Raw genomic sequence first — 12547 nt, 5'->3', positions numbered from 1 at the left:
ATCACTCCTAATAATGATAATCTCTGAACTCCTGAGGTGTAGTGCCGGTTGTTTTCTTAAAAAGGAAGGCAAAATAAGCCGCGGTCTGAAAGCCCACCTGCTCGGCAACCTCGTAAACCTTAATATTGGGGTCACGAAGCAGTTCCTTGGCTTTGTTCATACGCGCTTCCTGCACGAAGTCGGAAATCGTCCGGCCCATTTCTTTCTTGAAGAGAACACTTAAATAGCTGTGATTCAAGTGGAACTGCTCAGCAAGCTGCTTAACAGTCATGTTCTCATGCAGATGCTCCTCCAGTTGGCGGGCGACCCGCTGGATAAGGTTATGCTGCTGAGCGACCTGCTCTCTTTGATTAAGCTTAGCATATTGCGCCAAATATTCCAGTACGACCTTCCTGACTTCATCTACGCCTGTACAGTCGATCAGCCGCTGCCACATGAGGATGTTCATCTCTGTTTCCTTCTCATGTACACGCTTCAGTTTTCTGGCTAGCTCGCTAAGCAAACCCATTCCGAAAGCCTGCACATAGGAAAAGGATACAGGCTCTCGTGCAAGTAACACTTCGAAAGCATGATTGAAATAAGCGGAAGCTTTATCGCTCTCTCCTCTGTCCAGTAGCTTAACGATTTCCGGAATGTATTCTTCACGCAACCTGAAATCATGATATTCATTCATCAAGTTCCGGTCGAAATAGAGGATTTGTCCGTAGCCGGCCAGCCTGGCACCGCTCATCATATGCCTTACTTCCTTATACAGCAACGGTATTTCCGTCCAGAACAAACACTCTCTGCTGATTCCGACCGAGACGGAGGCTTTATACTGCTCTCTTAGGATATCTTGGATAAACGCAAGCTGCTTCTCAAGTCTTGCCCGCACCAATGGCGTTGCGTTCAGCACAATGACGGCCAGTTCATCCGCTCCTGTCTTCCCTATATAGGTACCGGAGAAACCAGATAGACCAGTCTTAACGCAGTTCAATAGCCCTTCGCTAAGCAGGATCCGATCCTTGGCATCATGCGGATTATCTAGGAACCTGCGGTCATATCCGAACAGGAATAATGTTGCCTGCCATTCCCCATTAGGCAGATCCAGCAGGCGCCGCCAGGATTCGAGCAGCTCTTCACTGTGGATCCAGCCTTCAACCATATCTTTGACGAAACGTTCCTGCAGCACCTCATAGCTCTCTGTAACTTTCTCCCTAAGTACAGTGGTTTCCTGTTCAATCTGTTTTTTCTTCTCAACTACTTCTCTGAACGCAGCCAGTTTCATTTCGAGTTCTTCCGTCTTGATGGGCTTCAGAACGTAAGCCTTAGCTCCCAGATGTATAGCCTCCTGCACAAATTCAAACTCGTCATATCCACTGATCATCACAGTCTGTAAAGACTGGAGTGTCGGATAATCCGCTCTGCATCTGGCGAGCAGTTCGATCCCTGTCATACCGGGCATCGAGACGTCAGCGATCAGCACATCCACAGGAGTTTCTCCTAGAATCGTTAGTGCTTCTTCACCAGATAATGCAGTTAACGGTTCCTCATACCCCAGAGCTTTCCAGCCAATATGACGAAGAAGCCCTTGAATCTGCATAGGCTCGTCGTCGACAATTAATGCCCGCATTAAGCTCCATCCCCCTTTTTTATCTCAGGACTTTCCTTGCAAACAGGGATATCAATGGTTACACAAGTCCATTCGTCTTCTACACTTTCAATCTCAAAGCGGCCCTCTGTGCCAAAATACAATGCAAGACGTTCACGGATATTGTTCATCCCGAATCCGTTTTGCGTACCCGTGTAGCTGCCGGCACGGATCTGTTCCAGCTTCTCACTGCCAATCCCTTTTCCATTATCAAAAATCTGAAACTGCACCGTATTCTCCACTCGTTTGATCGTAATTTGTATAAAAGCATGAGTTCTAGTTGTGATGCCCCCGTGCAGATAACAGTTCTCGACCGTTGGCTGTAGGATCAGCTTAATGCTGTACAGGTCAAGAACGTCCGGCTCTACCAGCCACTCTACGGATACCTGACCGGGATAACGCAGCTGCTGAATTTCGATATACGCTTTCAGATGCTCAATTTCGTCACGGATCAGCGTCACATTAACCCGGTTATTGAGTGCCAGCCGATAGAATGTCGTCAGCGCATCTATGGTTCGGATTTGCAATTCGTCCTGCTGATCTAATGCCCGCCAACGGATCAGGCTTAACGAATTATAAATAAAATGAGGGTTAATCTGTGCCTGCAACGCCCTGAATGATTGCTCCCGCTCTTTGAGCATGGCCTCTGTATGTTCTTCGACCAGTTTTCTCAAACGGCCAGACATGGAATTGAACAATACCTCAAGCTCCCCCAGCTCATCGTTGTCACGGTTTCTCACTGTAACTTCGAAATAGCCCTGTGAGATATCTGTCATCCTGGTGCCCAGCTTGCGGATCCGCCAAATCACATTTTTAAGTACAATCATGATTAGAAAGATGGACAGCAGCAGGAAAAATGCAATACCTGCTCCGATATAGTACATAATCCGCGTAGACTGCTCCTCCAGTCGGTCAAGATGCACAAGTGCGGCAACCGTCCAGCCAGACTTAATCTCCTGAGTGATCAGCATCATCCCGCTTTTTGTTGCTGAGGTTTCCAACGAGTTGTTCCAGTACTGACCTAAGGAGGATGAGGATAACCGGCTGCCAATTTCAGAGGGCTCCGAGGATGCAATAATGCGTTCGTTGTCGTCAACGATATACAATTCTCCGGCCCCTTCAAAAGGATGTTCGAACGATTCCATGAAGACACCGTTATAGTTCAGTAACAGGTACACAATCCCGTAAACATCTCCATACGCGTTCAGAATTTTATGGGATACCACTAGCTTAGTCCTGTCGTCAGCTGCATTAGTCCATACCAGATTGTCTGTTGTGCGAAGCATTTTCGTATACCAATCCCGCTCTCGAATTCCCGAAAGGCTCCGTTCTTCCGGCTTCCACAGAAGCCCTCCATCTTGCACTAGTGTATCGTTGGTATGATAGATTCGGAAATTCTCAATCCCTGGCAAGTATTTGCTGGTGAGCAGAAAGGATCGGTCCACATAATTGACCGTACCCAATTGTTCATCGATATCCGCATAGTCCCTGGCTAATCTAGAGATCAGCTCACCATCCGTAGCCGTCCGGGTAGCCAGCAGATCATAGCTTTGCTTCCTGAATTCAATACTCTGCGCACTTTGCCGAACGGCTTCCCTGATCGTAAGCATATAATTGGCCCGCACCGTATGAAGCATCATGTACCCTGCACCTGCAGCCAGCAGTACGGTGGGGAGAAATACAATGAGTCCGTAGAATAATACAATTTTACTCCTCAGGTTCATGGAACGGGTCATACGGATGATCCATTTCTCTATTTGTTGTTTAATCATAGATTCCCCCCATGAAGTGCAAAGGGAGCCCCCTCCAAGTGAGAGGTGCTCCATTAATTTTTTATCGTTTACGATCCGCGACTGAAAGAGCATCACGGTTGTCTATTGCAAGGCTGTTACTTCCTCCTTGTACGTATCCAGCCACTCCTGCTTGACTTCACTCCAGTGCCCACGCTTCTCTAGTGCTGCTTGGAAATCGCTCCAATTCTTTTCGAATTGCCCCTCGTCTTTGGCCATTAAAAGCTTGGCTCGATATTCCTTGCGGATATTTTCGATCTCCGGTGAATATTTCTCCCATGCGCCGCCCTGTTTCATCTGGAATAGATCATAAGGCTCTGCCACGCGGATCGTTCCCATTTTGCCGATAGCCTCAGTGAACTTAATGGTCTTAGCAGCTCCGGCTTTTCCTGCATCCTCTGTGTTCCACCATGGGTACCATTCATTGCTGTAAGAGGCAGTCATGTAAAGCTCAGGGGTGACTTTAGCTTTTTGTGCGGTGTCTCCGGAATTGCGGCTCGTCTTGTAGGTTTCGTCTGTGAATTTCCATTTGCCCAACGGTTGATCAATCCAATCCCAGTATAATCCCGCCGGTCCTTCATTAATGACCTGCTGCTGCTCGGGTTTTGGTTGCAAGGTATAATCGAAGAATTTCAGAATAGCTTCCAGATTTTTAGTTTTTTCACTAACATAGACATCATAGCCTGGATTCGGATTGGTAACCTGATTAATTCCGACTTTCTCTACACCATCCACTTTAGGAAAAGGGATCGCTTCGTAAAACCACCCTGGCTCTGTTGGACCGTCCAATGTCTCCCAGGCTGAGGCAGGAATGTTCCAGAAGCTGCCGACATTGAAGGCAATACGACCTGATTTGTTCTTTTCTGTATACTGTTCTTTTTTGCTGGTGACGACCTCTGGATCGATCAACTTCTCCTGGTACATCTTGTTCATCCATTGATACGCTGCTTTATAATTGGGATCGTCGTAAGCGAATACAAAATCATCGCCGCGTTTGTCAACGCCATTACCTGCTGTAGTCACCCCGAATGCGGTCAAAATCGCGTTTTCATCGCTCCAGCCCAGATTATCACTAGTGTCCATTAGGAATGATAGAGGAATAAGCGATTTGCCGGAAGCATCCTTCTCTTCTGCAGCTTTCCGAAGGAAGGTCTCAACTCCTTCTAACGTTGCTAAGTCCTCTTTGGTCATACCTGTTTTCTCCAGCACATCACTTCTGACAATCCAGGCTTGAGATGCCCAGCCTGGCCACGGATCTTCCGGGTTTTGGTCAAACCAGGTAGGAATGGACCAGATATGACCCTCATTATCCTTCATAAGTTCCAGATACTGCTTTGGAATAGACGCCAGTCCTGGATATTTGTCAGGCATGTCGAAATACTGCTCTAGCGGCATAAGCTGTTTCGACCGGTTCATCGCGCTTTTGACCGTTTCGTTTCGGCTGAAGATAGCTGCATCTTCAAAGCCGCCTGTGTTTATCTTCAAATTAAGTGCAGTCATTGCGTCGCCTTGAGTGGTTTCCAGCTTCACATTTACTCCAGGCTCCTGTTCACGCCAATATTTCTGGACCAAACTATCATTATTGATGGTTGCCGTCCATCCAAGCCAGAGATTAAAGGAAGTCGAGCCACTGGCGGGCAGGTTACTTGACGTTTCATTGTCGCTTCCAGGCTTGTTCGCAGTATTCTCACCTGATCCGGAGCATCCGGCAATAGACATCAGTAAGGTTGCTGCAGCCAAAGCGGCTAGACCCGTTTTTTTGAATATCATTGATTTTTCCCCCTGTTCTATTATTGAAAATCAGCCTTTTACTGACCCTACAAGAACTCCTTTCACAAAATATTTCTGCAGGAACGGATACACGCACAGGATGGGGATTGCACTCACCATAACGACTGCCATCTTAATCGACATCAGTGTAATATTCTGCATTTGTGAGCTTCTCGCCAAAGCTTCCTGGTTGGTATTCGAGCCAAGGACAGCGGATAAATCCTGAGCAGCGAGCAATTGCTGCAGGAAGGTCTGCACCGGAATCAGGTTCTGCTTCGTGACGAAGAAAGCACCGGCGAACCAGTCATTCCAGTGTCCCACTGCGGTAAACAATCCAAGTGCGGCAAGCATAGGTTGAGAGAGTGGAATAATAATCTGAATCAGAGTACGAACAGGACCGGCTCCATCTAGTTCAGCGGATTCTACCAGAGCTTCAGGGATTCCCTGTATAAACTTCAGCATGACAAACATGTTCCAGACCGAGAACAGCCCGGGAAAAATATACACCCAGAACGTGTTGATAAGCCCAAGATTATTAAGCTGAATATAGAAAGGAACCAGTCCTCCACTGAATAGCATGGTTAAAAGAATATAGCCTAGAATCGTGCTTCTTAATGGAAGGCCGCGGTAGGACAAGCCAAAGGCCACCAGAAGTGTGACGATAAGTCCTGCGAATGTGCCAATGACTGTCCTAGCGATTGTAATTAGATAAGACTGGCGGATAATCTCATTTCCTAATACAATCTCATAATTAATTAATGTGAAATTTTTGGGCCATAGATACACGCCACCTTTGGCCGCACTTGCACCGTCATTCAGTGAGATGGCCAGCATGTATAGGAATGGATATAGTACAGACAAGCACAGACCTGCCAGTACTATGACGATGACGTATTGAGCTATTTTTTCACCTCTGCTGAGCTTCATATGCCATCACCATAATCCTTCACCATTTATTTTTCTAGATAACTGATTAGTCGAAACAACCAATATCAAGCTGATCACTGAGGATAACAACCCCACTGCGGTCGCCATTCCAAAATATCCCTGCTGCAATCCGTTGCGGATGATATACGTATCCAGTACATCCGCGACCCCTTGATTAGCAGAATTCATCAGCGGATAAATCTGATCCATCCCTACTGAAATCAGGCTTGGGATACTCAGAATTAGCACAATCGATATTGTCGGTAGAATACCCGGGAAGGTGATATGCCGAATCTGGGCTAGCTTTCCTGCACCCTCTACTTTGGCGGATTCATACAATTGCGGATCAATCGTTGTGATCGCAGCCAAATAGAGAATCGTGTTCCATCCGGTCTCTTTCCACAAGCCGCTTAATATAACCATGGGCCGGAACCACTCCGTGGAACCTAGAAAAAATACAGGATCACCGCCTGCTTTCTCGATGAACTGATTGACCAGCCCACCATCCAAAGTCAGAAAAGACTGCAGGATGTAAGCGACTACAATCCATGAGAAAAAATGAGGCAAATAGCTGACCGATTGCACGAATCGCTTAAATACAGGCCGGGTTACCTCGTTAATCACCAGTGCCAGTAGAATCGGTGCCGGGAATCCGAAGATGAACTTAAGCACAGATATATATAACGTATTTTTGACGACAGTTAAAAACTGGGGATCTTGCAGGAAAGAAAAGTTGTCTAATCCCACCCATGTGCTGTTCCAGATCGAGGTGCCAATCTGAAAGTCGCGGAAGGCGACCTGAATCCCTGCCATCGGAATATAGCTGAACAAAAATAGCAACAGCACTCCCGGAAGAATCATTAAATATTGCCATCGGTACTTGTAGAACTTAGCGTACAATTTACATCCCTCCTTGATATTTCTATCATAAGGTGCAGCGGGAACCCTGCCTATATAACAGTGATTGGTTATCTATTGCTCTGATTGGTTCTTTAAAGCGCTTACGTTGTTAGACAAGCTCCGCTCGCACGCAAATAAACGCAGCCTTAAACGGCTGCGTTACATTTTTTATGACGAAAGCTAATTATTCGATTCAAATTATTATTGTTAATGTACGGCTTTTTGCCCTACCGGTTGTGAAGCCTTGGAATAGCGGTTCTCTGGCAATGGAATACCGAGATTTCCACGCAGGGTGCTACTTTTGTATTCAGTGCGGAACAGGCCCCGCTCTTGCAGAATCGGCACTACCCGATCGACGAATTCCTCCAGTCCATTAGGAACAGCAGCTGCGATCATAAATCCGTCTGCTCCTCCACCCTCAAACCAGGTTTGAATCTGATCAGCCACTTGCTCAGGTGTGCCAATAAAGCTGCTGCGCGGGGTAGCGGATTGTAAGGCGACCTGTCTTAGTGTTAAGCCTCTCTCCTTCGCGTCCTTTTTGATTTTATCCGTGCCGCTCTGAAAACTATTACGCCCCAACTCGCCAAGCTCAGGGAACGGTTCATCCAGCGGATATTGCGAGAAATCATGATGCTCGAAGAATCTGCCCAAATAGTTCAGTGCATTCTCAATCGTCACGAGACCAGCAACCTCCTGATATTTACGCTCTGCTTCCTCTGATGTGTCGCCAATGATTGGTGCAATACCAGGAAAGATCAGCACCTCATTCGGATCCCGGCCAAATGAAGCTACCCGTGTCTTAACATCGCTATAGAATGCCTGGGCATCTTCTAGCGTTTCGTGGCCAGTGAAGATAGCATCCGCTTCCTTTGAGGCGTAATTTTTACCAACTTCTGAGGAACCTGCCTGAAACACGACTGGCTGCCCCTGCTTCGAACGAGCAATATTGAGCGGTCCTTTCACGGAGAAGAACTCTCCTTGATGGTCCAGGGTATGCATTTTTTGCGGATCAAAGAATACACCTGTTTCTTTATCTCGAACAAACGCATCATCCTCCCAGGAATCCCATAATCCGCGTGTCACCTGCAAATATTCGGTAGCAATACGGTAACGCTTGCCATGGTCAGGATGCTCTGTTTTGCTGTAATTCGAGGCAGAGCCTTCCAGCGGTGAAGTCACCACATTCCAGCCGGCCCGGCCACCGCTGATTACATCCAGTGAGCCGAATTGACGCGCGACGGTAAACGGTTCACTGTAGGAGGTGGAAAGGGTACCAACCAGACCGATGTTGGTGCTGACGGCGGCGAGTGCGCTAAGAATGGTCAGCGGTTCAAACCGGTTAAGGAAATGCGGAATGGACTTTTCATTAATGTACAAACCGTCTGCGATGAAGATCAGATCCAGCTTGCCTTCTTCTGCCTTCTGTACCCACGCTTTGTATAATTCAAAGTTTACACTTGCATCCGGCTTAGCATCAGGATGGCGCCACATCGACGTACTGCCTCCTACTCCATGCAGCAGTGCGCCTAGCTTCAGTTGTTTTGGTTTGGTCATGTTCATTCCTCCTAAAAGTTTTGTGAGCATACGATTCCCAGGTTTTACTTCATGCAAAACTAACTATGAAAGTATTCATTGCACGAACGATGCATTGGCTGCGCCCTGCTTGATTCGCTCAATCTGGCCAAGATGTCTCTCTACATGTGCGGTGAAGCTATGGACGATATCGGAAATTTTAACGTTTTCCCCCTTGAAGTTAACCCCGCTTTTCTCCCAATCCTCTGCGCTGAGTCGTTCAAACAATAGACTGTTATAATAAAGCAGGCTGCGGAACAACTCCAGACTATCGGAAGCACTACCACTATTGGCGTACTGGCCGCTGACCCAAGTGTCCTGATTGAAGACTGGCAGCTGCGCAGTTGTAGCAGCGAGAATATCACGGATACGGAACGAAACCACAATGCTGTGATCAGCTAGATGGGCTAACACCTCAGTAATACTCCAACTCGTTGGTGCTGCCTTCCATTTCAGCTGTTCCTCTGATAACCCTGCGGTTGCATGCACCAGTTGGTTGTGCGTACTTAAAAAATTGCTAATTTGAACTTTGCTCATTAAATCCCCTCCAAAATTAGGCCTGCTTGCGAATGATCAGGTGTAAAACGTGATAACGCAAAAGGTTGAATGTTGTGGTTGGTAGCTCCACTTGTCGCCAAATCAGCAAGTATTTCACCTACAACACTAGAAAATTTAAAACCATGCCCTGAGAACCCTCCGGCTACCAGCACATTGGAGTGGAGCGGATGGCGGTCAATAATGAAATCTTCATCAGGTGTATGCTCATATTTGCATACAGATCCTTTAAGTAATCGGCCAGCTGCACCCGGCATGTAAGTCTCCAGTACTCTTCGGAGGTCTTGCTCATCGCTGGTTTCACTGCCAAAGGGAGCAAGTAGTGTGCCTGGTTTCCATTCCAGCCCCGTATCGTGCCGGCCGATCTTCAGACCGGCTCCAGCAATGCTGGGAAAGCCATAATAGCCACCTTCCTCAGCTCCTAGCGTGAAGCCAGGGAAGTTACCGGCTGCAAAAGCAGGTGAGCTCTCAAACCAGCCCACAACTTTGCGGATCGCCTTGATTGGCAAATGCACAAAAGGCGCTAACGCACCAAACCAGGCTCCGGCACTAAGGATAGCTGACGCTCCGTGATAATCGCCGTTTGTTGTATGAACTGTTACACTGCTTTCGCGGGCGGTGATGTTTACTACCGAAGTGTTCGTCAACAGTTCCGCACCCTGTCCAAGGGCAAGCTGGCGGTAGGCGGAGATACAGCGCTCGCTGTACAAATACCCGGCATCTGGTTCATACATTGCTGCGAATGTTTCCGGAATGTTCAATCCCGGCCAGCGCCGCCGGATCTCTCCGGCATCCAGATGCTGGACCTGCACCTTCCGTTTCTTTGCTTCCGCGAGACGACCGCTGAAGGAATACACTGCACTATCTGCGAGATTCAAAACGCCCGAGCGGACAAGCAGTTCTATTCCGCTCAACTGCTCGGCTTCTTGCCATAAATGATCTGCCCGCAGAGCCAAATTAATGTAGGCGGGATCACCACTGTAAGCATGCCGGATCAGCCGCGTTTCCCCGTGATGGCTTCCCTGTGTATGTGGAGGATCAAAGGCATCAATTAGCAGCGTCTTCACTCCGCGCTTCGCAAGATAGTAACCGGCACTCATGCCCATCGAGCCTGCGCCGACGATAATTACATCGTAACTGTTATGTTCAGCTATAATTCTGCACCTCCTTCGGGACTGTACTGCACTAGGGATCGTACAGCTACATCCGCAAGGAAACGTGCTGCCACAGGGAGTGCACGTTCATCCAGATTGAAGGCCGGATGATGCCATTCCTGGCTTCCTTCAGTACCTACAAAAACGAACAGTCCGGGTACCACGCGCTGATAGAAGGCGAAATCCTCTCCAGCCAGAGAAAGCTCTGGCTGAATCGCTCGGTAGCCAAGAGCTTCGACCGATTCAACTCCAAGCGCTGCTAGGGAGGGATCGTTGATAACCGGAGGTGGCCCTTCTATCCAGCGAACGGTAGCTTCTGCTCCAAGAGCCGCTGCTACACCGACCGCCACTTCTTGAAACCGCTCCAGCACTTTGCTGCGCACCGTTTCATCAAAGGTGCGGATCGTCCCTTCAAGCACCGCTTTTTCGGGGATAATGTTCCATGAATTGCCGCTGTGAATCTGCGTCACACTGACCACCGCACTCTGCAGCGGACTGACATTGCGACTTACAATGGACTGGAATGCCGTCACAATATGCGAAGCCGCTACAATCGGGTCTATGCCAGCTTCCGGAACGGCAGCATGAGAACTACCACCCTGCACTTCAATCACAAACCCGTCAGCTGCTGCCATTAAAGGACCACCCTTAATACCGATGGTTCCGACTGGCAGGTCTGGCTTGTTATGCAGCCCGATCACTGCCCGGACGTCTTCTAGTGCCCCGCTAGCAATGATTCGCTGTGCACCCTGCGCCTTCTCCTCCGCTGGTTGGAATAACAGGCGCACCGTTCCCTGTAATTGCTGCTCTCGCTGTTTCAATTGATAGGCGGCACCAATCAAGGCAGCCGTATGGAAATCATGCCCGCAGGCATGCATTTTGCCGGGATATAATGAAGCGAAGGATACTCCGCTTTCCTCCTGGATTGGCAAGGCATCAATATCTGCGCGCAGTCCGATGACCGAACCGGGCTTTTTGCCGCCAATCTCTGCGATCACGCCGGTAGACAGACCGTATTCTACGATCCTGACTCCTGCCCGCTCCAGCAAGGAAATAATATATTCTGTTGTGCCATATTCTTCATTGGACAGTTCCGGGTGCCGGTGCAGATGACGGCGTATCCCGATTAATTCTTCTTCAAGCGCTTCCGCACTCAACTCTTTAGCTTTACTTGTCATATACAGTCACCCTCCTTTACACGATTTCCTGTGTGATACCGAGCCCGCCCGCTTTATGCCTCTGCAGCCACTTCAGCGATTGCTTCGCTCAGTAGCTCAAAGGATCGGAGCCGTTTGTCAAAGGGCTGTACATTCGTCGTTATGATGAACTCCTCGACACCGGACGCCTCTGAAAGTTCCAACAACTGTTCACGGACAGATGATTTTGTTCCCTTGGTAATCTCCGGTTCCAGCTCTTCAATCGTGTAGGCTTCATTGCTCTGGCGGGCAAATTCCTCCGCCTGTTCCAAGGTCCCTACTGTCAGCTTCTTCCCGCTCGCCAGTTGAATCCGGATCAGCTTATGCGCACCTGCCAGTTCTTTCGCTCCCTCCTCAGTCTCAGCCACCACTAACGCTAAAGCGATAATCGCTTGCGGTTGTCTGCCCTGTGAAGAAGCGAAACCGCTGCGGTAAGCACGAATGGCATCCAGCGCTACCGCCTTATCGCTGTTAATAAACAGGGAGAATACGTACGGTAACCCCAGTTCAGCGGCAATTTCCGCGCTGCTTACACTCGCGCCAAGGACATACAACTCAGGAGGAATACCAGGAAGGGGACCTGCCTTCAACCCTGCCAGCGGATGGTTTTCTTCGAGGCGGTTATGTACATATTTTTCCAGCTCGATGATTTTATCCGTCAGGTCTGGGGTTTCAGCTTTTCCCTGCTGTAGTGCCTGTGTGCTACGTGGGAGTCCACCGGGAGCACGTCCCACACCGAGATCCACTCGTCCAGGAGCCAGTGTGGACAGCACATTGAAGTTCTCCGCTACCTTATATGGGCTGTAATGCTGGAGCATGATGCCACCGGAGCCAATGCGGATTCGCTCTGTTTTAGCCAGAAGATGTGAGATAAGTACTTCCGGGGAAGAGCCGGCTACCTGCTCGGAGTCATGATGCTCCGAAACCCAGAACCGGTGGAATCCAAGCTCTTCGGACAATTGTGCCAGCTTGATCGTATGCTGGAATGCTTCCTCCGGCGTTTCTCCCGGATAGATCGGACTTTGATCAAGTACGCTGATTGTAATAGCCATT

General features: G+C 48.7%; 10 protein-coding genes. All 10 read right to left on the bottom strand.

The window, feature by feature from the left end; genetic code table 11:
• Window positions 1-7: 7 nt before the first annotated feature.
• A complete protein-coding gene (locus MKY54_RS15760; protein ID WP_076280605.1) occupies window positions 8-1612 on the bottom strand; it encodes a helix-turn-helix domain-containing protein in 1605 nt (534 codons plus the stop codon).
• The gene (locus tag MKY54_RS15755) at window positions 1612-3402 is read right to left on the bottom strand and encodes a sensor histidine kinase (RefSeq protein WP_076184638.1); all 1791 of its coding nucleotides are present in this window, start codon (window positions 3400-3402) and stop codon (window positions 1612-1614) included. Before MKY54_RS15755 ends, MKY54_RS15760 begins: the two co-directional genes overlap by 1 nt.
• A 102-nt stretch (window positions 3403-3504) precedes the next feature.
• Window positions 3505-5190 carry a hypothetical protein gene (locus MKY54_RS15750; protein WP_076276554.1) on the bottom strand — a complete coding sequence of 562 codons (1686 nt, stop codon included), beginning with the start codon at window positions 5188-5190 and terminating at the stop codon, window positions 3505-3507.
• 30 nt (window positions 5191-5220) lie between these two features.
• On the bottom strand, window positions 5221-6117 hold the full coding sequence (locus MKY54_RS15745; protein ID WP_036677267.1) for a carbohydrate ABC transporter permease: 897 nt from the start codon (window positions 6115-6117) through the stop codon (window positions 5221-5223).
• 6 nt (window positions 6118-6123) lie between these two features.
• Window positions 6124-7017 (bottom strand): ABC transporter permease subunit, encoded by an 894-nt coding sequence (locus MKY54_RS15740; RefSeq protein ID WP_081383282.1) that lies wholly within the window; start codon window positions 7015-7017, stop codon window positions 6124-6126.
• A gap of 207 nt (window positions 7018-7224) precedes the next feature.
• Window positions 7225-8571 (bottom strand): LLM class flavin-dependent oxidoreductase, encoded by a 1347-nt coding sequence (locus tag MKY54_RS15735; RefSeq protein ID WP_339187000.1) that lies wholly within the window; start codon window positions 8569-8571, stop codon window positions 7225-7227.
• A 75-nt stretch (window positions 8572-8646) separates the two neighbouring features.
• The gene (locus MKY54_RS15730) at window positions 8647-9126 is read right to left on the bottom strand and encodes a DinB family protein (protein ID WP_076190340.1); all 480 of its coding nucleotides are present in this window, start codon (window positions 9124-9126) and stop codon (window positions 8647-8649) included.
• Window positions 9126-10298, bottom strand: a complete 1173-nt coding sequence (gene solA / locus MKY54_RS15725; RefSeq protein WP_076190341.1) for an N-methyl-L-tryptophan oxidase — start codon at window positions 10296-10298, stop codon at window positions 9126-9128. Before solA ends, MKY54_RS15730 begins: the two co-directional genes overlap by 1 nt.
• Complete coding sequence (locus MKY54_RS15720) at window positions 10295-11476, bottom strand: amidohydrolase (RefSeq protein ID WP_076190342.1); 1182 nt, start codon at window positions 11474-11476, stop codon at window positions 10295-10297. Before MKY54_RS15720 ends, solA begins: the two co-directional genes overlap by 4 nt.
• A 53-nt stretch (window positions 11477-11529) precedes the next feature.
• A complete protein-coding gene (locus tag MKY54_RS15715; protein ID WP_076125550.1) occupies window positions 11530-12546 on the bottom strand; it encodes an LLM class flavin-dependent oxidoreductase in 1017 nt (338 codons plus the stop codon).
• Between the last annotated feature and the right edge of the window lies 1 nt (window position 12547).

It is taken from the genome of Paenibacillus sp. FSL P2-0121 (assembly GCF_037975345.1).
Classification (GTDB): Bacteria; Bacillota; Bacilli; order Paenibacillales; family Paenibacillaceae; genus Paenibacillus_AQ; species Paenibacillus_AQ odorifer.
The sequence above is the reverse complement of the archived record's forward strand: the minus strand, read 5'-3'. Positions and strand labels throughout refer to the sequence as shown.